This window comes from Janthinobacterium rivuli (assembly GCF_029690045.1).
In the GTDB taxonomy this organism is placed as follows: domain Bacteria; phylum Pseudomonadota; class Gammaproteobacteria; order Burkholderiales; family Burkholderiaceae_D; genus Janthinobacterium; species Janthinobacterium rivuli.
On sequence record NZ_CP121464.1, the window covers coordinates 4937914 to 4962607 of the forward strand.

The window sequence follows — 24694 nt, forward strand, 5'->3', positions numbered from 1 at the left end:
CGACAATCTGAATGTCGTCATCTTGCTTGGCATCAATACGTAAAGCGCCGCGCCGCGCCATGCTGGCCCCGCACCCTACTACTTCCATGGCACAACAAAAAACGCCTTTTTCTTGATAATAAGGTAATGTGCGCATACATCGGGCGCCTTCGCCCTGACCATCCAGGAAAGCTGCCCCATGTTTGGATTGATATCGCTGATCATATTTGGCTTGCTGATCACCGCCTTCGTGCAGGTGCTGCAATACCGCAGGAAAGTGGCCGATCTGGAATTGCTGACGGCACGCCTGCGCAAGGACGTCGACAGCGTGCAGGCCCGCCTGCACATGCTGGAAGGGCGCGCCGAAGCACCAGCGGCCGCGTCTGCCAGCGTGGCGCCAGTGGCCGTGCCGGCGCCCCCACCCGCGCCCCAAGCCGCTGCGATCAAGGTGGCCGAAGTGGCGAAGGCCGCGCCGGCAGCAGCCCCCGCGCCAGCCGCACCCGTGCCGCCGAAACCAGTTCCGCCTGCCCCGCCAGTTCCCCCCAAGTCCGCCCCTGCCGTCCCCAACACCCCGTCCTGGATCGCGCACCCGAACGGTCTCGTTGCCAAGGCGAAGAACTGGCTGTTCACGGGCAACCTGGTCGCCAAGCTGGGCTTGCTGATCCTCTTCCTCGGCGTCAGCTTCCTGCTCAAGTACGTGTCGGCGCAGGTCACGCTGCCCATCGAGCTGCGCCTGGCCGGCATCGCGCTGGCCGACATCGCCCTGCTGGCCTGGGCCTGGCGCATCCGCATCAGCCGTCCCGGCATCAGCTTGCCGCTGCAGGGCACGGCGCTGGCGATATTGATGCTGGTGACGTTCGGCGCCTTCCGCCTGTATGAACTGATCCCGGCCGGCATGGCGTTTGCCGTGCTGTTCGTGCTGACGGCGTTCACGTGTTTGCTGGCCGTGCTGCAAAACGCCGTCTGGCTGGCCGTTTTCGGCATCGTCGGCGGCTTTGCCGTGCCCCTGCTCGTGTCGACGGGCAGCGGCAACCATATCGGCCTGTTCAGCTATTACGCGCTGCTCAACGCGGGCGTCTTCGCCATCTCCCTGAAACGCGCCTGGCGCGTGCTGAATGTGCTGAGCTTTGGCTTTACCTTTGTCGTCGCCACCACCTGGGGCCTGCTGCGCTACACGCCCGAGCACTACCTGTCGACGCAGCTGTTTTTGATCCTGTTCGTGCTGTTCTATATCGGCATCGCAATTGCCTACTGCGCACGCCAGGCGCCGCGCCTCAAGCATTACGTGGATGGCACGCTCGTGTTCGGCACGCCGCTGGCAGCCATGGGCCTGCAATATGGCCTGGTGCGGCACTTTGACTTCGGCCTGGCGTTTTCCGCGCTACTTGCCGGCTTGACCTACACGGGACTGGCCGTGGCGCTGTGGCGCAGGACCGGCTTCAAACTGCTGGCCGAAGCCTTCCTGGCGCTGGGCATCGTCTTCGGCACCCTGGCCATCCCGTTCGCATTAGATGGCCGCTGGACCTCCGCCGCCTGGGCGCTGGAAGGCGCGGGCATCGTCTGGGTCGGCTTGCGCCAGCGTCAGACACTGGCCTGGGTCTTCGGTCTGCTGGTGCAGGGGGCCGCCTGGCTGGCTTTCCTTGGTGCCATGCAGGAACTCAATACGGCAGCGGCCCTGGACGCCAACATCTGGCTCGGCTGCACGCTGCTGGCCGCCGCCGCACTGGTGATGGCCTACAATTTCCGCCGCCACGGCAGTCACTTGCACCCGGAGTTCATGCGCAGCCTGTCCGTGCTGTTCCTGACGGCCGCCACGGTCTGGCTGCTGGGCGGCATCTGGACCGAAATCCTGCTGCGCACGGATGCCGCCACGCAATTGAACCTGCTGACCGTCAGCGCGCTGGCAGTGGCAGCCGTGCTGGCGGCGCTGGCGCGGCGCGAACAATGGCATGCGCCGCGCGCCCTGCTGCTGGCCGTGCAGGTGCTGGCCGGCATGGTCATGCTCAGCCGCGCCAGCTGGGCCTGGGACCAGCACCCGGCCAGCCTGTTCCAGGGTTCCTTCCTCAGCGCCCTGCTGCTGGGCGCCGCCGCCTTTGCCAGCGCCCGCTTCCTTGCGCTGCGCGCGCGCGGCGGCGACGAGCTGCCGGCCCTGGTAGCGCGCCCCCTGCTGGTGTGGAGCGGCTTGCTGTGGTTTGCCGCCATCCTCGTGCCCTTCACCAGCTGGCTGCTGCGCCTGATCGACGGCGACCTGACGATGCAGCCGCACGCGGGCGAGCACTGGCTGGCGCTGTACCTGATCGCCGTATCCGTCACGACGCCCGCGTTCGCCCTCTTGGCGCGGCGCCTCGATTGGCCGCAGCTGCGCTGGTTCACCGTGGCCGCCTGGCTCGGCCTGGGCTTGTGGAGCGTCAACATGCTGCTGGCGCTGTACCTGCGCGATTACCTGCCGACGGGCTTGAGCTGGCTGGCCCTGGCCAGCGCCCTGGCGGCCGGCGAATACCTGCTGCGGGCCTGGCCGCAAGCGGGCTGGCAACTCGACGTGCGGGCGCAGCGCCTGCTGCATACGCTGCGCACTAGCGCGCCCTGGCTGATGCTGTGGCCGGTTGGCGCCATGCATGTCAGCGCCTGGCTGGCACAGCATGAAGACAAGGTCAGCCCTGCCTGGGCCCGCTACTTGCCGGCGTGGAGCATGATGCTGGTACTGGCATTGCTGATCCGCCGCTGCCGAGCGAACGCCTGGCCAGTGGCGCCGATTGCAGACTGGTACCAGCGTTATCTGATCCCGCTGGCGGCGGCATGGTCGCTGCTCTTGATCGCCGCATGGAACATTTTCGACGATGGCGCCATGGCCCCGCTGCCCTATTTGCCGCTGCTCAATCCGCTGGACCTGAGCACGGGCTTTGCCGTCCTGCTGGCCATTGCCAGCTACCGTTTATTCCCGGCCGGCCAGATCCCGCTACCCGCCGTGTGGCAAACGCGCCTGCCTGTCGTGGCTGCGTGCTTGCTGTATGGCTGGTTCAACCTGATGCTGCTGCGCACCGTGTCGCATTATCTGGGCGTGCCATATACCTTTGACGCCATGCTGGCCTCGCAGTTCGTGCAAGCGATGCTGTCGCTCGTATGGAGCATCACGGCCCTGCTGCTGATGCGCCACGCGGCGCGCCAGCAGCGGCGCCAGCAATGGAGCATGGGCGCCGTGCTGCTGGGGCTGGTAGTCGTGAAACTGTTCCTGATCGACCTGTCCAACGTGGGCGGCATCGAACGCATCATTTCCTTTGTCGGTGTCGGCTTGCTGATGGTCTTGATCGGCTACCTGGCGCCCTTCCCAAAAGCTGCCGCGTCAGCGCCGGCCGAACCGCAACAAGGAGCCGCATGAAAGCCACATTGATCTGCTGCAGCCTGCTGATGGCAGGCGCCGCGCTGGCCGCGCCTGGCCAAGACCGGCCACAGGACTATGCCTGGAGCATGCCCATCCAGTCGCCGGCCGGCGCCGGCGTCGTGCAGCTAACATTGCCCAGGGAAGTCTACCTGCACGCCAGCTCGGCCAGCCTGGCCGACGTTCGGCTATTCGACGCCGACGGCAAGCGCCTGGCCTATGCCCTCGGCGCGCCGCCCGCGCAATCGGCCACGCAGCGGACAGCCATTCCAGTGCGCATTTTCCCGGTGACGGGCGCGCCGGCAACTGGCGACGGCTTGCAAGGCATCGACATCCGCACGGCCGACGATGGCCGCTTGCTGTCGGTCAGCACACGCGCCAGCACGGCCGCGGCGACGGCGGCGCTGCAAGCGCTGATCCTCGATCTGGGCAGGCAAACGCAAGACAAGCGCATCGCCGCCTTGCGCTTCACGCCACCGCCCCGCACGGACAATTACAGTGCGCAAGTGTTGCTGGAAGTAAGCGACGACCTGAAACAATGGGACGCCATCGGCACCACCACCCTGAATTGGCTCAGCAACAGCGACACGCAAACCCTGGCCAACGACAGCATCGCCTTTGCGCCGCGCGCGTTTCGCTATGCGCGCCTGAGCTGGCAAGCGGGCGAACCGCTGGCCTTTGCGGCGATTACGGCGCAAGCCGTCAGCGAAACGGACATCCCCCCATCGCGCGCCAGCGTCGTGCTGCAAGGCGCGCCCGGCAAGCAGGCAAATGAATGGCGCTACGCCACTCCTCTCGCCATTCCCGCCGACAGCATCGCCCTGCAATTGACACAGACCAATACGGTACTGCCTGTGACCCTGGGCGTGTATCGCCAGAACAGCTATGTTCCCCGGCACCGGCTGCACCTGCGCCACCAGGCGCGTCCCGCGCAAGGCGCGTATTTCGATCCCCTGCTGAGCACCACGTTTTACCGCATCGGCCTCGATGGCAAAGAAAGGATCTCGGGCGACCTGGCCATGCCCGTGACGCAAACAAACGAATGGGTGCTGCAGACCTCCACGGAACATCCTGTCCCCGCAGCCAATACGCCCTCCTTGCGTCTGGGTTGGACACCGGCCACCGTCGTTTTCCTGGCCAGCGGCAAGCCGCCCTATCAGCTGGCATTCGGCAACAGCAACGCCGCCGCCGTTGCGCAACCGCTGGCGCAGGTGGCGCCCGGCTTCAGGGCGGACGAACTGCTGGCGCTCAAGACTGCCAGCGCCGGTCCGCTCAAACCCAACGGGGGCGTAGAGGCGCCAGCACCCGCCACAAAGGACGGGGCGCCGTGGCGCCTGGCCGCGCTATGGGCCGCACTGCTGCTGGGCGTGGCCGTGCTGGGCTTTTTTGCCTGGCGTTTGCTGTCGCAGATGAAAGCGGAACATGGCAGTGCCGACAAGCAGGGGCAGGAACATTAACCTTAACCTTAACCGTCTGAACGCGGCACGCGCCGACTCACTGCCGCAGCAGTGCCTTGAACGTCCGCGGCATCCACGGCCGCGCCGCCAGCATGAAGCTGATGGCCAGGCGCTCATCGCCAGGCAGGCGCGCGTCTTCCTGGTGTTGCTGCGAGAATTCCACGGCCACCTGCTTCAGGCGTTCGAGCAAGGCCGCCGTGGATTTTTTCGACAGCATCACGTTCACCAGGCGCAGCAATTCCGTCTCACCATCGAACTGCGAGTTCAAATAGTCGCCATAGGCTTCCTTTTTGAAATACGTGTGGATAGGACCGTTCGGTATCCATGCAAACGTGCGCGCCACCAGCAGTTTGACCCGGTTATTCGGCAGCAGTTCCAGAAAACCGATCTTGTCGAGACGCAGCAGGTATTTCACGGCTTGCGCCTCGCTGATGTCGTAGATGGCGATGATCCGTTCCAGCGGCAGCAGGTTCAAGGCGGAGACGGCCACCACGAACAGCCTGGGATCGTCGATGATTTCCTTCTCTTGCGCATACGTCAGCCCCGTGATCAGGGTCGGCGCGGCCTGCGCCGCATGTACGGCCTGCGCCAGTTGCTGAAAATCGCTGCCGATGGCGACCAGGATCTGGTCCAGCCGCTGCAGCGTGAATTGCTTCTGCGAAAACATGCGCTTGACGCTGGCTTCGGATATGCCGATGCGCTGCGCCAGTTCGGCATACGTGACGGAGCGCGCTTTCAACAGGCGTTTCAAGGCTTCGATCAAGGCGTGGGTCTGGGGCATGGCGATCCTTTAATTACTACAAGCCAATATAGTATCAAAAAGTAATACCATGAGTATGACTGCCCACTACGAGTAGCGTTTTGATTGACCGAAATGCTGCCGTCGACAATCATGCCTCTGCCAATCAGGCATATCAAGAAGGAGACATCCATGAAACGCTTGCTACCCATCTGCTTGTCCTTGTCGCTGCTGGCCGCTTCCATGGCGGGTTCGGCCCATGCGGCCGTCTCGGAAAACCTGTCGAAAGGATCGCAAAACCTGAGCCAGGGTTCCGCCATCGTGGTGGCCGGTTCCATGTCGATGCTGGTCGCCTCCGGACAGATCATCGTTGCCAGCGTGGAGACGGTAGGCGAAGGCATCGTCATCGTGCTCAAGGGCGCGTCCGAGGCCGGTGGCGCGTCGATACAGATGAGCACGCAAGCGGCCAAGGGCCTGTCACTGGCCGCCGGCACGGTGGTCAGCGTGGTGGCGATGTCCACTGGCCACATGCTGGTGCTGTCCGGCAAGGCCATCGCCTTCATCCCGAATGAACTGGGCAAGGCACTGCTGCATCACTCCCAAGTGTAAGCCCCCATCAAGAAGAACAGGACATCCATGAAACACTTACTCGCCATGACCTTGCTGTGCGCCGTCAGCCTGACATCGCAGGCCGCCAATTCCGATGCCAGCAGGGCCTCCGACAACGCCAGCACAGCGTCGGCCATCGTGCTGATCGGCTCCATGTCCGTGCTGGCCGCCGCCGGTGAAATCGTCATCGACACGGTGGAAGACGTGGCCGACGGCAGCGTCGTCGTGCTCAAAAGCACAGCCAGGGGCGCCTCGAAGGCGGCCACGGCATCGGTCAAGCTGGGCAAGCAAGCCGCGCAGGGCCTGTCGCTGGCGGCCGGCACGGTGGTCCAGGTGGTGGCCGTCTCGACGGGACACATGCTGGTGCTGTCGGGCAAGGCCATCGCCTATGTGCCGAATGCGGCAGGCAATGCCATCCTCCACCATTCGAAAGCGTGAACCCATGAAACGCCTGACCGCCATTCTCATCAGCCTGGCCCTGGCCGGCACCGCCCATGCGGGGCGCTCGTGCGAGGAAAAACCCACCGACGCCACCACGCTCGTCAAGTCGATGGACCTGGCGCAAAAAACCTTGCAGGCGCTCGATGGCTCGGGCGCGCAAGTGGCCCTGGTGGCGCGCGTCGGCCAGGACCTGTCGAAGTACAATTTGCGCTATTCGCACGTGGCCCTGGCCTGGCGCGACCACCCGAAAGGGCGCTGGCTGGTGGTGCATGAACTCAACGAATGCGGCACGGCGCAATCGTCGCTGTTCAACGAAGGCTTGGGCAATTTCTTCATGGATGATGTGTTCATGTATGAATCCCTGATCCTGATTCCCGGCCAGGATACGCAGCAGCAACTGGCGCGCCTGCTGACGTCAAGCACGCCCAAGCGTATGCATGAGCCGCACTACAATATGCTGGCCTACCCGTTTTCCACCAAATACCAGAACTCGAACCAGTGGGTGCTGGAAATCCTGGCCGCTGCCGGCAACGAGCCTGGCAAGATCGAAACGCGCGCCGAAGCGCAAGCCTGGCTGCGCAGCGCCAGCTACGCGCCGCAAACGCTGAGCATACCCGCCGCCACGCGCCTGGGCGCGCGCATGTTCCGCGCGAATATCGCTTTTGACGATCACCCGTTCGAGCGTCGCATGACGCGCCAGATCGACGTCGTCAGCGTCGACTCCATCGTGCGCTTCATGCGCCAGCGCGAACCGAAGGTGCAGGAAATCGTGGTGCGGGGAAATTAGTCTGACGCCAGGCCAGACAATAGCAAGGCGGGCGCGTGTGTCAGCGGAGCGGCGCTGCACAGCACGATGGACAGCTCGGCATGCGCCAAGTTCACGCAAGCGCCCGCGTCCATACCCAGCTTGTAGCGCGCCTCCGCCTCGCTCCAGCGCTGGTAAAACGCCTTCCGGCGCTCCTCCTGTGGCAGCTTTTCCATATCCGCCGCCACGGCCGCGCCAAACGCCTGGCGCGCCAGCGCCAGCACGTCTCGGCCAGAATCGCGCAGCTCAATATCGAGCCCCAGCCGCGTGGTGCCGCTCAACGCACATGCAACCCAGTGGCCACTGTGCGAGATACTGAAATAGGGACCACCTGCGGGCGCCAGCAGCCGCGGCGCCTGACTTGGTCTTTCTTCCAGCGCGATGGATTCAGGCGCCACTTCCAGCATTTCCCCCATGCTTGCACGCAGCAGCGCGCGTCCCAGCAGGAACTGGCGCCGGCGCAGCTGCCGCACAAAGCCTGCGTACCGGGCCACTTCCGCCGGACCCAGCCACGTTTCATACCGATGGAGCTGCGCAACGGCGATTGTGCGAATATCGAGCAGGCAGATGCTGGCGCCGGTGTTGGACAGGGTTGAAAACATGACAGCGATTCGATAGTCAAAGGAATAGTCTGCCATAATTCGCCGGTACCGGCTCGGCAAAAAAATCAGCGCGGTTTCCCGTCGCTGCTAGCAAGTTGAGCGCCTTGCCGACGTTTGTCTGGTGCACCGGTCCTCCCTGCTGCTTACTTCGCTGCTTTCAACTTCACGAACGCGCCCTTCAAGGCCGCGTCCGACATTATGTTGCCTCTATGGCATTCGAATTGCGTGGCACTGAAATTTCAATTTGCTTGTAATTGCTGACAATATTCACAACCACATCGGGGGCCTGCCGAGTGGGCGCGTTTTTGCAGCGCAAGCATGTCCGACAAGAAGGCCAATTGCATGACGTTTTAGCGGATTTGCCGACAGGTCATTTCCGCCTGAGGATAACCAAGAGAGAACCAGAGCTAGCTACGCCGTGTCGATAATCTGTACATAGGCGAGAAATATCACGGCGCAGCAGCGCTTCAATCAAATCCTGCCAGGACTTTATAGCTAATTTCAGTATTACTCGCGTGCAGTACTTCCAGCCTTGCGCCCTTGTAGCCCAGAATCATGGACTCGGACAAATCATAAGTCACATCATTACTAAACGCCGCCCGTGCCATGTTGTGATCGAATTCACGATAGCCTAGGGTGATCTTGTCACCGATGCGACCACTGTAAATCAAGGTACTCTGGAAACTTGCCTGCTGGTAGTTTGTCGTGACGCCCATCACGTAATCGAGCTTTGCGCACGGCGCACGCCCAATGCATACGGAACCATCCTTGCTAAACAGATGCAGCTTGTTATGCTTGGCAACGGCACCCTGCGCATTCGCAATCACCACACTGCCGAAGGTTTGATATTCTTCCTTGTCTGCAATTTGCGAATACGTTCCCTTACGCACAATATACTCGCCGAGAGGCTGATCCTGCGTCAAAATCAGCGCCCGCGTTTCCAACGCATCGCTCTTGGTCAACATTCTTTCACCAATACCAATGGTCACCACCGTGCCCACTTGCGGCAAGGTCGTCTGGTAGGCAGAACGCGGTACCGGGCGGCTCTTGCATCCGGCAATGGCAAGACTACACATCATCACGAATAACAGCTTAAAACCATGTTTCACAATTACTCCATTAGTTATCTGAACCGCAATTTTACATTTAAATAGATTTTCGCCTGGAAATTCTCAACAACAAACGGTGGCCGATGCTATTGGTCCAGTTAAAACTGTTTTGCAATACCACCACCCCCGTCCGATTCTTCACATCGAGACCAATATAGCTGGAGTAGCCTGCCACGAAACCCACCTGATAGGTAATTTTATTGCCATCGATATCATCCACCAGCCAGGCCAGTGCCGCCGCCTCGACTGGCCGGTTGACACGCACACTTAAAGTGTCATTCAAGGCGCGGTCCAGCACCGGATCCTCGCTGCCCCGGATATTCGCCCGTGCATAGCGCAACAGATCATTCGCTGTCGAATACAAGGCAGCCGAGCCCGTCAACACATCGGTGAACTCCCAATCCGGCGCTTCGCTACCGCGTCGCATGAATTTGGGCTGGTCGCCCACATGGCCATGGGCACGCGCAGCAAAGCCAGGCAAGCCCTGCGGGTGATAACCGGTGCTGCCGAGTGCAAGTGGCTGCAAGATGGTTTCACTGACCAGTGCATCCATCTTTTTCCCCGTGCGCAGTTCCAGCACATGGCCCAGCAAGCCATAGCCGATATTCGAATAGTTGGGCGCTGCCGTTGCGGGTGCATCAAAATCGGCAAGGTAGGCCAGCAGATAGTCGCGGTCGAAATGCCGGTAAAAGCTTTCGCCCGTAAACAGATACTTGACGAAGTACAACAGGGTTTGCGGCGTGAATGGCTGGCGCGGCAAGCCCGAAGTATGCGTGACCAGTTGCAGCAATGTGATCTTGCGCGCGGAGGCGCTCAATGGCGTACCTGGCGGCAGCAACTGTTCGAGCTTGTCATCCCAGGCAAATACCCCTTGCTGCACCAGGACCGCCGTGGTGGCGCTCAAGAAACCCTTGCTGATCGATCCGACGGCAAACAGGGTATCACCATCGGGCCGGTGACCGCTGACGGCATGCTCGGTCGTGCCATAGCCAAAACACTGCACGCTGCCATCGGGCAACAGGACACCGACCACCACACCAGGCGTGGCGCCCTTGTCGACCAGCGGCTGCGCCAGCGCATCGACTTCCTTGCGCAAGTCGCCGCTGATGGCATAGCGCTCGCCCGATGCTTTGTCGGAGTCGATTTCCATGCGCGACAGGGTGCCACATGCCGTCAACGCCGCCAGCATGCCCAGCAGGCATGCACGGCCGGCGTAGCGCCGGCAGGCAGTTTGCAACGAGGTCACGGCCGGTAACGCTTGAAGATCAGCGACGTATTGATGCCGCCAAAGGCAAAGTTGTTCGACATGACGTACTCGGTTTCAATCGCCCTGCCTTCGCCGGCGATGTAGTCGAGCGGGGCGCACTGCGGGTCGACCTGCTGCAAGTTGATGGTGGGGGCGAACCAGCCTTCGCGCATCATCTCGATGCTGATCCACGCTTCCAGCGCGCCGCAGGCACCCAGGGTGTGGCCCATGTAGCTTTTCAGCGAACTGATAGGCGTGCGCTCGCCAAACACCTCGAACGTGGCTTGCGATTCGGCGATGTCGCCCTGCTGCGTACCGGTGCCATGCGCATTGATGTAGCCGATATCGGATGGCTGCAGTCCCGCGTCGGCCAGCGCCAGCAGCATCGCCTGGCGCATGGTGGCGGCGTTCGGCTGGGTCACGTGGCAGCCGTCGCTGTTGGTGCCAAAGCCCACCAGCTCGGCGTGGATGGCGGCGCCGCGCGCCTGCGCATGCTCGAATTCTTCCAGGATCAGGCAACCGGCGCCTTCGCCGATCACCAGGCCATCGCGGCTGGCGTCGAACGGGCGCGGCGTCGTGTCGCCCGCGTCGTTGCGCGTACTGGTGGCGAACAGGGTGTCGAAGACGGCCGCCTCGGTGGCGCACAGTTCTTCGGCGCCGCCGGCGATCATCGCCAGCTGCTTGCCGCCAGCGATCGCCTCGTAGGCGTAGCCGATGCCCTGGCTGCCCGAGGTGCAGGCGCTCGAGGTGGTAATCACCCTGCCCGTGACGCCAAAAAACACGCCGATATTCACGGGCGCCGTGTGCGCCATCATCTTGATGTAGGTCGTGGCATTGATGCCCTTGGTGGTGCGCTCTTCCATCATGCGGCCAAAGTCGCCGATGGCGCTGGGCGTGCCCGCCGACGAACCGAAGGAAATGCCCATCTGTCCGCTTTTCACCACGGGGTGCCCGGCCAGGCCAGCATGTTCGAGCGCCAGTTCGCTGGCGCGCGTGGCCATCAGCGCGATGCGCCCCATGCTGCGCACGGCCTTGCGGTTGTAGCGGTCCGTCAGCGCGAACGGCGCGGCCGGCGCGCCCAGCTGCGTATTCAAGCCTTCGTAATCGGCCCATTCCCCCATGCGCACGATGGCATTGCGGTACTCGCCCAGGCGCTGGCGGATGGCTGGCCAGTCATTGCCGATCGGGCTGATGCCGGCCATGCCGGTCACGGCTACCCGACGGCTCATGCCATGCCTCCATTCACGGAAATGACCTGGCGCGTGATGTAGCCCGCTTCCTCGCCGACGAGGAAACTCACGGCGGCGGCCACTTCTTCCGGCGTGCCGACGCGGCGCGCGGGGATCATCTTCAGCGCCTCATCGAGCGGCACCTCGCTGATCATGTCCGTCTCGATCAGGCCCGGCGCCACGCAATTGACCGTGATGGCGCGCTTGGCCAGTTCCAGCGCCAGCGCCTTGGTGGCGCCGATGATGCCGGCCTTGGCGGCGCTGTAATTGACTTGCCCGCGGTTGCCGATCAGGCCAGAAACGGACGCCATGGTGACGATGCGCCCCGGCTTGCGGCGCTGTACCATCGGCATCACCAGCGGGTTAAGCACATTGTAGAAACCATCGAGGTTGGTTTGCAGGACGATGTCCCAGTCCTCGCCCGACATGGCGGGAAACGCATTGTCGCGCGCCACGCCGGCGTTGCACACGACGCCGTAATAGCAGCCATGTTCGGCGATGTCCGCTTCCAGCGCGCAAGCTGCCGCGGCACGGTCGCCGATATCGAATTGCAGCACGCGCGCCGCGCGCCCCAGCGCCCGCACCTGCTGCGCCACCGCGTCGGCTTCGCCGCGCGCGCTGCGGCAATGCAGCACCACGTCAAAACCGTCGCGCGCCAGCCGCAAGGCGATGGCCTTGCCGATGCCGCGCGACGAGCCCGTCACCAATACACTTTTACTCATGCTGCGCTCCATTCATACTCTCCTGCAGAAATTGCTTTGCATCCTCGGGCTGAAATACCGTGATCGTCGCCTGCGCCAGCACGGCGCCCGCCATCTCGATACGGCACTCGAACGCGCCCAGTCCATTCTCGCCCTGCAAGGCCTGCTGCACATGCACCTGCAGCACGCTGCCATCCACAAACAGGGGCAGCTGCGCTTCGTAGCGCCGCGCCCCCAGCAAAAAACCGATCTTCACGGGCGCGCCGGCCAGCCGCGCCAGGTAGCCCGCGTGCGCGGCGATCGCCTGCGCCATGTATTCGATGCCGACCCAGCTGCCCACACCGGCCGACGTCGCGTCATACAACACGCTGCCGGCATGGATGGTGACTTCGGCGCACAGGTTTTCCGCATCGGCCGACAACACCCGGTCGAGCAGCACCATGGCACCGGAATGAGGCACCAGCTCGCGGATAGGAGGAAAACTCATGCTCCCCTCCCGAACAGCAGGGCGGCGTTCGAGCCGCCGAAGGCAAACGAGTTGCTCAGCGCCCAGCCGAGCGGACGCCCCAGGCGCGCACCGGGCAAAGCCAGGCGCAGCGGCGGCAGGGATTCATCGGGCACGCCATCCCACAGGTGCGGCGGCAGCAAGCCCTCAGCGTTATCGTCCTGCATCGCCAGCCAGCACAGAGCGGCCTCGATGGCCGCCGCCGCGCCCAGCGCATGGCCCGTCAGCGGCTTGGTGGAACTGACCATCGCCGTGGCGCCGAACAGGTCGGACACCACGCGCGCTTCCATCGCATCGTTCTGCGGCGTGGCCGTACCGTGCAAATTCACGTAGTCGACTTGCGCCGCCGTGATGCCCGCGCGCGCCAGGGCCTGGCCAATAGCCAGGCGCGCGCCGCCGCCTGCGGGATCGGGCGCCGACATATGGTGGCCGTCGGACGATTCGCCCCAGCCGCGCAAGGCCACTGCGGCCGGCTGCGCCGTCATCAGGAACAGGGCCGCGCCCTCGCCGATATTGATGCCGTCGCGGCCCGCGCCCAGCGGATTGCAGCGCAGTTCGCTGACGGATGCCAGCGCGGAAAAACCGGCCACGGTAAAGCCGCACAGGGTATCGACGCCGCCCGTCAGCACGGCGTCGCACAAGCCCATGCGGATCAGGCGCGCCGCGCTGGCCATCGCCTTGGCGCTCGATGAACAGGCGCTCGAATGCACGAGGGTCGGGCCGTCGATGCCCAGTTCCTCGGCCAGCATCAGGGCCGGCGACGCCATCTCCTGCTGCCCATAATGAAAGGCGTCCGGCAAGCCGTCGCCCGCCACATGCTGTCCGATCGCGCCTTCCGTCTCGGCGATGCCCGACGTGCTGGTGCCGAGCACCACGGCCACGCGGTCCGCGCCGTAGCAGGCGATGGCCTGTTCCACGGCCGGGCGGATCTGCGCCAGCGCCGCCAGCGCCATCCGGTTGTTGCGGCTGCGCGCGGCGATGCCATGCTGCGCCACCGATGGCAGGGCCGCATCGACCACACCCAAGGGCAGCATGCGCCCCGGCGTGTAGGTATCTACGGGCAGCACGCCGCTGTGCGCGGCAAACAGGCGCGCGCGCACCTCGTCGCGGCTGGCCCCCAGCGCGCAGACGATGCCGCAGTCATTCAAATACACGGTCAAGCCAGTCATTCAGCTTCCTTCCGGGGCGTTCTGTATCGTCAGGCGATAGCGGTAGCGCAGGTTGTCGAGCACCACCGTGCCGCTCCAGCGCGGCATGGCGCTGTAGTCGATCACCGTCACCGCCTCGTCATGCAGGAACAGGGTGCGGCGCAAGCCGCTGTCCTCGATGCGCCAGCCGGCTGGCAACGCTTGCGCGATGGCTTCGCGCGGCCACAGGGTCAGCTGCATGTCTTCCAGCACGTCTTCCGCACGCACCTGTGCCGGCAGCATCAGGTGGCGCCACGACGTCATCTCCTTGCCGTCGTAATGCAGCGACAGCACGCGCTGGCCGAACGCCAGTCCCACCAGATCCAGGTGCGACGGTTCCACTTCCAGCGCCGCATCGAGTTCGTCGATGCGCCCTGCCCGTTCGACGACCAGGTGCTGCTGCACGCTGACCGTGGCGCCCAGCGCGGCCGGCGCCAGTTTCAGGCCCAGGCGCGCCGGTGCCGAAGGAGGCGTGCTGGCGCAGCCGGCCAGTGTCAGCAGAAATGCCGGCGCCCATCGTTGACAACGCAAAAACATCAGGTTTCTCCTGCGGCATCGGCCGCGCTACGAGGATCGGCTGTGGCAAAGCACGGCGACAGCAGCCATACCAGCGCCGTGCCGATCAGCATGGTCAGGCCGAATGCCTGCAAGGCGGCCGTCTTGCTCAGGGCCAGCAAGCCGAAAGACAGAATGGTATTGGCCGCCGACAAGCCCACGGCCAGCCACGGCGTATTGTTGCGGCGATCCGGATGCTCCTGCATGAAGATGCCGTAATCGACGCCCACGCCCAGCAACAGCATCAGCGCCAGCACGTGGAACAGCTGCAGCGGCAGGTTCAAATAACCGAGCAAGGCCAGGGCCGCCACGCTGGCCAGCGCCGTCGGCGCCAGCACGCGCCAGGTGCGGCGCCGGTAACGGGGCAGCAGCAAGCCGAACACCACCAGATAGGCACCCAGCACCACGGCGCCCATGTAGACGCGGTAGCGGCCCAGCACCGAAGAAATTTCACTGACTTTGTCGACCCACTGCACCCCGGGCAAACCGTCGGCCGCCTGCGCCAGCAGGGGAATGGCCGCATACTGCATGCCGCGCAAGGCGACGATGGAGGCATAGCCGCCTTCGACCTTGCCCAGCCACAGGTGGCGCCACGGCTCGCTGGCCGGCACCTTCAGGAAGGCATCGATCGACAGCGGCGCACCGGCTTGCGCCAACTGCGCGCGTACCTTGCCGGCCCACTCGGGACCTTCATCGACCGACTGCGCCAGCAAGTCGAGCGCTGCGCCCGGCCGCAGGATGGCCGTGTCGAGCAAGGCCCGGCGCGCCGCCTGTGTCCGCAGCGATGGCACCCAGTTCGACATGGCCTGGACGCCGCTGATGTACTTTTGCGCGATCAGCGGCAGCAGGCGCTGCTTCAACGCTTCCTCGCGCTGCAGCACGGCTTCCGCGCTATCGCCGCGCACCAGGTAGAACTGCACCGGCGTGGGCCCATCGAGCAATTTGCTCAATTTGAGCTGGTCGCGTATCAGGTGCGCGGGCGGCGTTTGCAGCAGGCGGATATCATCGTTGACACCGAGGCGGCTGATGCCGAAGACGGCAAACACGGCGAACAGCACGCCGCCAGCCAGGGTGGCGCGGTTGGCCCGCAGCAGCGGCCAGCGCGCGCGCGCCGCGCCGTAGCGCGCGACCAGGACGCCGCTTTTCAGGGTGCCGCCGCGTATCAGCGCGGGGAACCAGAACACCACCGTCAGCCAGGCAAACACCAGCCCCAGGGCAGAAAACACGGCCATGTGGCGCAGGCCGGGGAATGGCGTCAGGGCCAGGCCCAGGTAGCCGATGACGGCGGCCAGCAAGGTCAGGCACAGGCCCGGCAGCAAACGGCGCAGCAAGGCGCGCGAGTCGAGCGCCGGATCGGCGCCCAGGCGGTTGCATAGAAAGTAAATGCCGTAATCCTGCGCCACGCCGATCAGACTGGCGCCAAACACCAGGGTCATCAGGTGGACTTTACCGAACAGCAGCCAGCACACGGACAGGGAACCGAGGCAGCCGATGCCGATCGACAGCAGGATCAGCGCAATCGGCTTGACCGAGCGGAAGGTCAGCCACGTCAGCAGGATGATGCCGGCCAAAGAGCCCAGGCCGATGGTCGACATCTCGCCCGCCGCCTGGCTGCTGGCGGCAGCCGCATGCAGGATCACGCCGGCGCTGATGATGTCCACACCGGCCACGGCTTGCCGCGCCGCCGCCTCGGCTTGCGCCAGCACGGGCAGCGCGCTTTCCTGCGCACCCAGCGAAAAGGCGGGCAGGCGCAAGTTCAGCGGCAGCAGCACATACTGGCGTTCGCCGTCGGCGACGAACAAATGGCCGTCGCGCGGCCGCACGGGGGTTTCCTGCGCGCGTTCCTGCACCCAACCGCTGAACAGGCCGAAAGGATCATCCTGCCAGGCGCCCAGTTTCGGCCCGCCGAAAGGACTGTAGAGCTGACTCAACGCCGAATCGCGCCAGAATGCGGGCGTTTCCTGGCGCAGCTGCGTTTCCTGCGGCGCCGTCAGCAGGGTCAATCGGTGCTGCTGGAACAGGGCCAGCCAGTCGTTCTGCGTCTGCTCGTCGAGCGGCGTGGACTGGAACAGGCCCGCGTGGCGCGCCAGCACGGCGCCGTAGGCGTCAGCCGCGCGCTTCGCATCGCTCCATTCGGCCGCGCCGACCAGCACCGCCACGCGCTGCTGCGCCGCGTCGACCATATGCGTAAACGATGCCTGCAGCACAGGGTCGCGCTCCTGCACCGGCAGCAAGGCAAGAATGTCGGTTTCGGGAGCGATGCGCTTGCCCAGCCACAGATAGGCGTTATGCGCGAGCAGCAGCGCCACCACCAGCGCCCAGGCGATCGCCAGCAAGCGCCCGGCGTTGCGGCCACGCTTCGTCAATGCGTTCAAAACAGGGCCGCCTCTTGCGCCGTGATGGCGGACGGTCCCGTTTCTATCGCTGAAAACACGATGCTCGTGCGGTCGCCGCTCGCTTCGCTGATGCTGATGTTTTTCACGAAGGCGCCGCCATCGAGGCGGATGCTGCCGATGGCCTTGGCCAGCGCCGGCTGGCGCGCCTTCAGCGCCACCTGCCAAGTGCCGCCATCGATGCTGCCGTCCACTTCAAACAGCGTATCGAGTTGCGCCAGGTCGCCGGCCAGCAGCGAAAACAACACGCTGTTGATCATCTTGACCACCGGCTCCGTCTTCGCGTCCAGGCGCATGGCCACGCGCTCGCCCTGGAAATGCACGATCTCGTCGCGCGTCAGGCGCAGGGTATTCGGAAACGGCTGCAAGGTGCGCCACAGCACACCTTTGCCGGCCACCACGCAAAAGCGGCCATTCGAGGCCAGCGCCTTCTTCATGCCCGCCAGCTGCTTGCTCTGGTCGAAACGGCCGCACAACTGTTGCGGCTTGGCCAGCATGGCCTCGATCTTTGCCACGGGCGCGGCCGCGTGCAGCGGCGCCATCGCCATCAGGCACAGGCCTGCCAGCAAAACTTTGAATTGTCTTTTCATACGGCCTTCAATCCCAATTTTTCAAACAGTATCGGCGGCGAGGCAAAGCACATCTCGCCGCTGGCGATATCGACGGCCACCTGCGTCGTGCTGGCGCGGTTCAGGCGCTTGCCCGTCACGCTGTCGCTGACCAGGTACTCGATCTTCAAGCGGTCTTCCCACTCCACCAGGTCGGCGCGCAAGGTCAGGCGCTGGCCGAAGGTGGCTGGCGCCACATAGCGCAAGTGCATGTCGATCACGGGCCAGGCATAGCCGGAGGCTTTCATGTCGACGTAGTTGTAGCCGATGCTGTCGAGCAGCGCGCAGCGCACCACTTCCAGGTATTTCACGTAGCGGCCGTGCCAGACGATCTCCATCGGGTCCAGGTCGAAGAACTGCACCTGCATCTCCACCTCGGCGTGCCAGCGGCTGGGCGTGGCCTTCTTGCCGCGCACTTTATGCGTCTCAGTCATGCCCGGCTCCGTACAACGGCCACGCCTGGGCGCGCATGCGTTCGAGCAGCACGCGCAGTTCCGGGTCGAGCCGGCGGTCTTCCTCGACGGGTGCGATATCGGCGGCCAGCGCCTCCAGCATCGCCGCCAGCGCCGCTTGCGGCGGCACGTCGGGGCTGACCTTGCAGCGCAGCCAGACGCCTTGGCGCACGGTAATCAGCAAGGCCGCGGCCACCTGCTCGCACAGTTCCAGCACGCGCAGGCAGTCGCGCGCGGCGATGGTGCCCATGCTGACCTTGTCCTGGTTGTGGCATTCCGTCGAGCGTGAAAACACGGACGCCGGCATGGTCAGCTTCAGTGCTTCGGCCGTCCAGGCGGAGGCGCTGATCTGCAGCGCCTTCAGGCCGTGGTTGATGGCCGCGCGCGGCCCCGTGGCGCCAGACAGGTTGGCCGGCAAGCCCTGGTTGTAGCGGCTGTCGACCAGCAAGGCCATCTGGCGGTCCAGCAAGTCGGCCAGGTTGGCCACCGTATTTTTCATGCTGTCCATGGCGAAGGCGATATGGCCGCCGTAGAAATGGCCGCCATGCAGCACGCGCTCGCCTTCGGCGTCGATGATCGGGTTGTCGTTGGCGCTATTGAGTTCATTCTCGATCGACGAACGCAGCCACGGCAAGGCGTCGGCCAGCACGCCGATCACGTGCGGCGCACAGCGGATCGAGTAGCGGTCCTGCAGGCGCTTGCCATTGCGCTCCCAGGAATCGGTGGGCAGATCGGCGCGCAGCCAGGCCGCCACTTGCTGCATGCCGGGATGCGGCTTGACGGAGAACAGGGTTTCATCGAAATGGTGCGCGTTGCCGTCGAGCGCAAACGAGGCCATGGCCGTGATGCGTGTCGTCAGGCGCGTCAGATATTCGGCGCGCTCATACGCGAGGCAGGCCAGCGCCGTCATGACGGCCGTACCGTTCATGATCGCCAGGCCTTCCTTCGGGCGCAGCCGCAACGGCGTGATGCCCGCTTCGCGCAATGCCTGTTCCGCCGGCACCTGCACGCCGTCGCGCCATACTTCGCGCTCGCCGCACAGTACCGCCGCCAGGTAGGACAGCGGCGTCAGATCGCCGCTGGCGCCGACCGAACCTTCGGACGGAATCAGCGGCAGCAGGCCCGCATCGAGCAGGCGCGCGATCTGCGCCAGCAGTTCCACGCTGACGCCGGAGAACCCCTTGGAGAGCGACGCCAGGCGCGTGGCCATGATGGCGCGCGTCTGCGCCGGCGTGAAGAATTCGCCCAGGCCGCAGCCGTGATAGGTGTACAGGTGGTGCGGCAGTTCGGCCACCAGTTCCGGCGGCACGGTCACCGTGCACGAATCGCCGTAACCAGTGGTCACGCCATAGATCGTGCCATCCTCGCGCAGCAGGCGGTCGAGAAAGTCGGCGCCGCGCGCGATCGCCGCCAGAAAGACGGGGTCGCTGGACAATTCGGCGCTGGCCCGGCCATGCGCGATATCGGTAATGTCTTCGATGCGCAGGCGCTCGCGGTCGAAGCGGACGGCGCGCCGGGTGTTTTTCAGGTCAGCGAGTTGCATCGGGAGTATCCAGTCTTGAAGTATCGGGGAGTTGCCAAAAATCGTAGAAATTGAACCATTCGAGCGGCGCGCGCAGGCAGTGGTATTGCAGGCGCGCCGCATAGGCGGCCGCCAGTTCGGCCAGCATCGCCTCGCGTGCCTTGCGCGGCAGGTGCAGCGACTCGCGGAACAGTTCGAAATGCACTTCCGAGCGTTGGCCGATGCGCATGGAAAACAGCAGATACACCGGGCATTGCAGCACGCTGGCCAGCACATACGGGCCGATCGGGAAAGCGGCCGGCTGGCCCAGGAACGGCGCCACCGCCACGCGCGGCTGCGGCGAGACGGGAACGCGGTCGCCGGCGATCACCACGAACTCGCCTTGCGCCACCTTTTCCGCCAGCAGCATGGCCGTGGCAGGCGTGATTTCCGTTACCTGCATCAGATTGAGCTGGCTGTCCGGATTGAGGCGCTCGAGCATGCGGTTGAACGCCTGCGCATGGCGCGTGTGCACGAGCACTGTCAGCTTCAAGCGCGTATTGCGCTGCGAGAGCACGCGGCACAAATCCAGGTTGCCCAGGTGGGCGCAGATCAGCAAGGCGCCGCGCCCTTCGTCCAGGCAGCGGTTGACGCCATCGTCGCCATCGACGCCGTGCAGGCTCACGCTGCGCGTGTCGTACAGGCCGCCCCATAGCAGCATCTTGTCGAGGATGGTTTCGGCAAACGTGGCGAAGTGCCGCAGCACGCTCAGGTTTGCCGGGCCGCCGCAGGCCGCGACGCGGCGCAAGTAGCTGCGCGACACGCGGCGCGCACGCGGCTTGGTCAGCACGTACCACGCCAGCACCGGGTACAGCACGATGCGAAAAGGCCAGCGGCCGAAAACGCGGCAGATCCAGAACAGCAGGCGCATGCCGGCCACGAAGCTGACTTCATTGAAGCCGGACCAGTGTCCGCGCGACGGCTGCGGTGCCGCCGTCATCGCGCGCGCCAGTGGCGGGCCAGCAGGCGCGGTGCGCGCCACAGCATGCCGAAAAACAGACGCGCGTGCATGCGCGAAATGAGCACGTTGTCGCGCCACAGCTCAAAATGCGAGACGCCGTCGCTGGGGTAACCGACGCGCGTGGGCAGATTCGCCATCGACAAACCATCCCAGTACAGGCGCACCAGCACATCGGTGTCGAAATTCATGCGCTGTCCCAGCTGGCACTTCTCTGCCAACGCCATGAAAGACGCCAGCGGATAGACGCGAAAGCCGCACATGGAGTCGCGAATCTGCAGCGACAGGGTATTGATCCATACCCAGACGTGCGTCGCATAGCGGCCGTAGTAGCGCGCCCTGGGTACCGAAGCGTCGTACACGGGGTAGCCAACCACCACGGCCGCCGGCGTGGCTTGCGCCTGCGCCAGGAAGCGCGGCACATCGTCCGTTTCATGCTGGCCGTCGGCATCGATCTGCAGCGCATGGCTGTAGCCGTGCGCATGCGCGTGGCGGCAGCCCGTCAGCACCGCCCCACCCTTGCCCTGGTTGTGCGCATGGCGCAGCAGGGTCACGCGCGAAGGATGCGCGGCGGCCAGCGCATCCAGGGTGCGCGCGCCGGCGTCAAAGCTGCCGTCGTCGACAAGGATCAGCGGCACGCCATGCGGCAGCAGGCGCTGCACCACAGCGCCGATCGCGTGTTCATGATTGAACACGGGAATCACGATGCACGGTTGAAAACGCACTTCAGTCACTGTGCGCTCCGGCGCGGCCAAAGCGCAGCAGCGAATGGCAATAGCCGATACCGTCGCGCGTGGTCAACAACTCCAGGCCGGCCGCTTGCGCCAGGCGGATGTAATCGGTGCTCTGGTAAATCTTGCTGTTACCGCTGGCCATGGCCGTGAAGTACGGCGAGGTATTGATCAGGCAATAGGCGGCGATATCGTACTGCTGGCGGTCCCAGAAGGTATCCATGATCAGCACCTGCCCGTTCGGCCCCAGCGCCTGCGCCACGCGGCGCAGGATGCTGGCGATGGCTGGCTCGCTGAAACAGCTGAGAAATTGGCTCATCCAGATCAGGTCCATGCCGGCCGGCAGGGGCGCCGCGTCGTCGAGCAGGTCGCAGGCGTGCAAATGCGCGCGCTCGCGCACGCCGGCATCGGTGAGAGTCTGGTCGGCCACGGCCAGCTGGCGCTCCAGGTCGACCAGGTGCAGTTCCACGCCCGCATGGTAGGCCAGCGCCGCACTGGCGAACTTGCCCGTATTGGCGCCGATGTCCATGATGCGGCGCGGCGCCGTGGCAAAGACGTCCGGGAATATTTCGGGGAACGAGGTATCCGAATAATGGTGGTCAAAGGCGAACCAGCTGCCCTTGGCCGGCTCCGACAGGGCAGACAGGCCCTGGTACAGGGTAGGCCATTCGCCCAGCGCGGCCAATCCCAGCGGCTGCTCGGCGTCGAGCGAACGGTCCAGGTCAAACAAGCCCTGGTAGCAAACGTCATGCATGAAGTCCAGGTTGACCTGGGTGATGCTGTCCGTCAGCATGCAAAAACCGACTTTATCGAGCACATACGCGCCATCGCGCAGCGAGACGACGCCGGCCGACAGGCACGATTCGAGCGCCACCTTCAGCGCATATTCCGTCCAGCGGCCGCTGGCGGCCATCTCGGCCACGCTCAAGCCGCTGTGGCCTGTATCGGCCAATGCCTGCAGCATGCCGCGCTTCCAGGCATAGCGCACGCATTGAAAGACGACGGGACCGAAAGCGATTTTTTGCGCCTCGAAACGGGCGGCAAAGGCGGTCTGGCGTTCGGGTGAGAATTTTTTATCTAACATGCGCTCGCTGCTGGAGTGGGTGTATCGGTGCCGCCATCGGGAACGGCAGCGGCATTCGGGTGAAACAGGATGCGGCCGCTGGCATGCTGGCCGACGTCCGACAGGTAACGAAATTGCAGGCTGGCCTTGAGCGCGTCGTATTCCAGCGCCAGCCGCACCGGCCGGTCCGGCAGCACCGGCTGCTGGAATTTCAGCGCATGCATGGCGCGGAACCGCGCGGGCAGGTCCAGGTGCTGGCGCGCGAAGTGCAGCGCCCACTCCACTTGCACCACGCCGGGCAGCAAGGGCGCGCCCGTGAAATGGCCGTCAAAATAGAACAGATTCGCCGGCACGCGCAGCTGGAACAGCAACCGTGGCGTTTCGCCGTCGGCCGAGCGCTCGATCAGCCGCGCATGCGGCAAGCGGGGTTTCTCGAGCAATGCCAGCAACAGCGCCTGCGTCGTCTTGCCCTGCGCATTGATGGGCAATTGTTCCAGGTAGCGCCAGCGGCGCGGCATGGCAATGGCGTCGACCTGTCCGCCCAGCGCCGTTTGTAGCCGGCGGTTCAGGGCCAGCTTGCCTTCGGCATCGAGCAGCGCCCGGCCAGCGGCGCTGCAGACGACAAAGGCGGCCACCTTCTGACGCTCGCCGGCCGGCGCATCGCACAGCAGCACGCGCGCGTCCAGCACCAGCGGCGTGGCCAGCAATGCCGCTTCGATGGCATTGAGGGAAATGCGTTTTTCTTCGATCTTCACGATGCGGTCGCTGCGTCCCAGCAGCTGGAAGCGTCCTGGCGCCGTTTCGCGCGCGCGGTCGGCCAAACATAGCCAGCCATCGTCGGCCAGGTGCGCCGAACGCACTTCCAGCGCGCCGTCAGCCATCAGGCGCCAGTCGACGCCGGGAAAACCCTGCCAGCTCTCGTCGTCAGGGCGCTCCGGCATGCGCTGGCGCCAGGCGACGCCGCCGGTCTCCGAACTGCCGTAGATTTCGCGCGGCACGCGGCCCAGCAAATGCCCCGCCGCCAGCGCGCTGTCCAGGGCCAGCGGCCCGCCCGAGGAAAACACGGCGCGCAGCTGCGCGCGGGCGCCGGACCAGTCGATGTGTTCCGGCAGGCGTTTCAGGTGCGCGGGGCTGGCGGCCAGCACGCACGGACCGCGCGCCAGCAAGGCAGCCAGCTGTTCCGGGTAGTCCACGCTGTGCGCATGCACGGCACGCCCGGCCGCCAGCGGCCACAGGACCTTGAACAGCAAGCCGTAGATATGCTGGTGCGAGACGGTGGCGACGACGGCCGCGCCATCGGCGTGTACACCAAACAGCTGCTCCAGCGTGGCCACCTCGCTGGCCAGCTGCGAGAGCTTTTTCGGGATAGCTTGCGCTGCGCCCGTACTGCCCGAGGTGTACACCACCAGCGCCGGGAAATCGTCGGCGAGCTGCGTCCACGCACGCTCGGCCAGGCTGTCTGATGGCGGCGGCAGCGGCGCATGCGCTGCCGGGAACTGCCCCAGGAAACCATCCACGGACGTAGCCAGCGAAGCGCAGCTGGCCGGCAGCGTATCGGCAGGCAGCCAGACGGTCTTGCCCGCCTGCCAGGCGCCCAGCAAGGCGGCGCCAAACTCGATGCTGTCGTCCAGGTACAGGGCGAAATGGCGGCCTGCCTGGCCTTCCAGCAAGCCGGCCCAGGCGGACATGCGCGCCGCAAAGTGCGCGTAATCGAGCACCGCGCCATCGCGCCAGCCCACGGGCATGGCCGGCGGGCGGCCATGCATGAACAGCGCAAGGCGCGCCAGCGGGGAAATCGGCGGATGTGCGTCAGGCAGAGTAGCTTGCGGCAGAGAAGATTCAGGCATGGTGCAAACGCTTAAAACGCAGGCGGACGAGATACTCGCCGCCAAATAACAGGGCCATCAGGACATAGGCGATGACGCCCGTGTACAGTGACCAGACGGCTTCGCTGGCCCACAGTGCCGTACCCAGCGCGATAGCGCCATTGACGATAAAAAAAACGCACCAGACTTGCGTCACGCGGCGCGTATAGCGCACGGCGGCGGGCGGAAAATCCTTCTCGCGCAAGCGCGCCAGGCGTTCCACCACCGACGGCGGCGCCCACAAGCTGTAGCCGAAGGTGGCCAGCAAGACGACGTTGACCAGTACCGGATACAGTTTCAGCGGCAGCAGCAGGTTGCTCCACAGGGCGATGGCGGCCAGCAGCAGCGCGGCGGCCACCGACCAGCGCGCGGCGCGCTGCAGCTTCAGCGCGGGCAGGCGGCAGGCGGCAGCCAGCAACAGCAACAGCGCCAGCCAGCGCGGCTCGACCTGGCCGTGACCGAACCAGATCGCCAACGGATACAGTACGGTCAGCAGCAACGCGACGGCATTGAGCAGCACGCG

The 24694-nt window shown here is 64.8% G+C and carries 23 protein-coding genes; 5 read left to right on the plus strand and 18 right to left on the minus strand.

Going from position 1 to position 24694, the window contains the following annotated elements; all coding sequences use genetic code 11:
• Positions 1-178 precede the first annotated feature (178 nt).
• Complete coding sequence (locus P9875_RS22390) at positions 179-3355, plus strand: DUF2339 domain-containing protein (protein ID WP_278316637.1); 3177 nt, start codon at positions 179-181, stop codon at positions 3353-3355.
• Positions 3352-4812: a DUF3999 family protein gene (locus P9875_RS22395; protein ID WP_278316638.1), complete on the plus strand. Its 1461-nt coding sequence runs from the start codon at positions 3352-3354 to the stop codon at positions 4810-4812. The genes P9875_RS22390 and P9875_RS22395 overlap by 4 nt, the downstream gene beginning before the upstream one ends.
• Before the next feature lie 37 nt (positions 4813-4849).
• On the opposite strand, the gene P9875_RS22400 is transcribed toward P9875_RS22395, so the two are convergent.
• Positions 4850-5593, minus strand: coding sequence for a helix-turn-helix domain-containing protein (locus tag P9875_RS22400; protein WP_278316639.1), 744 nt, complete (start codon positions 5591-5593; stop codon positions 4850-4852).
• Between the two features lie 150 nt (positions 5594-5743).
• Between P9875_RS22400 and P9875_RS22405 the strand changes: the two genes are divergently transcribed.
• Genes P9875_RS22405 through P9875_RS22415 form a run of 3 tightly spaced genes read left to right on the plus strand, consistent with a single transcriptional unit; the run spans position 5744 to position 7388 of the window.
• On the plus strand, positions 5744-6160 hold the full coding sequence (locus P9875_RS22405; protein ID WP_051958932.1) for a hypothetical protein: 417 nt from the start codon (positions 5744-5746) through the stop codon (positions 6158-6160).
• A 27-nt stretch (positions 6161-6187) separates the two neighbouring features.
• On the plus strand, positions 6188-6598 hold the full coding sequence (locus P9875_RS22410; RefSeq protein WP_152598749.1) for a hypothetical protein: 411 nt from the start codon (positions 6188-6190) through the stop codon (positions 6596-6598).
• A 4-nt stretch (positions 6599-6602) separates the two neighbouring features.
• Positions 6603-7388 (plus strand): DUF2145 domain-containing protein, encoded by a 786-nt coding sequence (locus P9875_RS22415; RefSeq protein WP_099403683.1) that lies wholly within the window; start codon positions 6603-6605, stop codon positions 7386-7388.
• On the opposite strand, the gene P9875_RS22420 is transcribed toward P9875_RS22415, so the two are convergent.
• The 17 genes from P9875_RS22420 to P9875_RS22500 form a co-directional block, all read right to left on the minus strand.
• Entirely contained in the window at positions 7385-8008 is a 624-nt protein-coding gene (locus tag P9875_RS22420; protein ID WP_278316640.1) for a 4'-phosphopantetheinyl transferase family protein, read from the minus strand. The genes P9875_RS22415 and P9875_RS22420 overlap by 4 nt on opposite strands.
• Positions 8009-8475: 467 nt before the next feature.
• Positions 8476-9117 carry a hypothetical protein gene (locus tag P9875_RS22425; RefSeq protein WP_051958936.1) on the minus strand — a complete coding sequence of 214 codons (642 nt, stop codon included), beginning with the start codon at positions 9115-9117 and terminating at the stop codon, positions 8476-8478.
• Positions 9118-9154: 37 nt separating this feature from the next.
• Complete coding sequence (locus tag P9875_RS22430; RefSeq protein ID WP_200880273.1) at positions 9155-10363, minus strand: serine hydrolase domain-containing protein; 1209 nt, start codon at positions 10361-10363, stop codon at positions 9155-9157.
• A complete protein-coding gene (locus tag P9875_RS22435; RefSeq protein WP_278316641.1) occupies positions 10360-11592 on the minus strand; it encodes a beta-ketoacyl-ACP synthase in 1233 nt (410 codons plus the stop codon). Before P9875_RS22435 ends, P9875_RS22430 begins: the two co-directional genes overlap by 4 nt.
• A complete protein-coding gene (gene fabG / locus P9875_RS22440; protein WP_423221797.1) occupies positions 11589-12314 on the minus strand; it encodes a 3-oxoacyl-ACP reductase FabG in 726 nt (241 codons plus the stop codon). Before fabG ends, P9875_RS22435 begins: the two co-directional genes overlap by 4 nt.
• On the minus strand, positions 12307-12780 hold the full coding sequence (locus P9875_RS22445) for a hotdog family protein (protein ID WP_035820954.1): 474 nt from the start codon (positions 12778-12780) through the stop codon (positions 12307-12309). Before P9875_RS22445 ends, fabG begins: the two co-directional genes overlap by 8 nt.
• Complete coding sequence (locus tag P9875_RS22450) at positions 12777-13967, minus strand: beta-ketoacyl-ACP synthase (RefSeq protein WP_278316643.1); 1191 nt, start codon at positions 13965-13967, stop codon at positions 12777-12779. Before P9875_RS22450 ends, P9875_RS22445 begins: the two co-directional genes overlap by 4 nt.
• Positions 13968-14522: a DUF3261 domain-containing protein gene (locus P9875_RS22455; protein ID WP_278316644.1), complete on the minus strand. Its 555-nt coding sequence runs from the start codon at positions 14520-14522 to the stop codon at positions 13968-13970.
• Complete coding sequence (locus P9875_RS22460) at positions 14522-16906, minus strand: MMPL family transporter (protein ID WP_278318864.1); 2385 nt, start codon at positions 16904-16906, stop codon at positions 14522-14524. Before P9875_RS22460 ends, P9875_RS22455 begins: the two co-directional genes overlap by 1 nt.
• Before the next feature lie 5 nt (positions 16907-16911).
• Positions 16912-17523, minus strand: a complete 612-nt coding sequence (locus P9875_RS22465; RefSeq protein WP_278316645.1) for a LolA family protein — start codon at positions 17521-17523, stop codon at positions 16912-16914.
• Entirely contained in the window at positions 17520-17975 is a 456-nt protein-coding gene (locus P9875_RS22470) for an acyl-CoA thioesterase (protein ID WP_035820961.1), read from the minus strand. Before P9875_RS22470 ends, P9875_RS22465 begins: the two co-directional genes overlap by 4 nt.
• The gene (locus tag P9875_RS22475; RefSeq protein WP_278316646.1) at positions 17968-19536 is read right to left on the minus strand and encodes an HAL/PAL/TAL family ammonia-lyase; all 1569 of its coding nucleotides are present in this window, start codon (positions 19534-19536) and stop codon (positions 17968-17970) included. The genes P9875_RS22470 and P9875_RS22475 overlap by 8 nt, the downstream gene beginning before the upstream one ends.
• On the minus strand, positions 19523-20494 hold the full coding sequence (locus P9875_RS22480) for an acyltransferase (protein ID WP_278316647.1): 972 nt from the start codon (positions 20492-20494) through the stop codon (positions 19523-19525). The genes P9875_RS22475 and P9875_RS22480 overlap by 14 nt, the downstream gene beginning before the upstream one ends.
• Entirely contained in the window at positions 20491-21246 is a 756-nt protein-coding gene (locus P9875_RS22485; RefSeq protein WP_278316648.1) for a glycosyltransferase family 2 protein, read from the minus strand. The genes P9875_RS22480 and P9875_RS22485 overlap by 4 nt, the downstream gene beginning before the upstream one ends.
• Positions 21239-22327, minus strand: a complete 1089-nt coding sequence (locus P9875_RS22490) for a class I SAM-dependent methyltransferase (RefSeq protein ID WP_278316649.1) — start codon at positions 22325-22327, stop codon at positions 21239-21241. The genes P9875_RS22485 and P9875_RS22490 overlap by 8 nt, the downstream gene beginning before the upstream one ends.
• A complete protein-coding gene (locus tag P9875_RS22495) occupies positions 22321-24153 on the minus strand; it encodes an AMP-binding protein (RefSeq protein WP_278316650.1) in 1833 nt (610 codons plus the stop codon). The genes P9875_RS22490 and P9875_RS22495 overlap by 7 nt, the downstream gene beginning before the upstream one ends.
• Complete coding sequence (locus tag P9875_RS22500) at positions 24146-24691, minus strand: hypothetical protein (RefSeq protein WP_278316651.1); 546 nt, start codon at positions 24689-24691, stop codon at positions 24146-24148. Before P9875_RS22500 ends, P9875_RS22495 begins: the two co-directional genes overlap by 8 nt.
• Positions 24692-24694 lie beyond the last annotated feature (3 nt).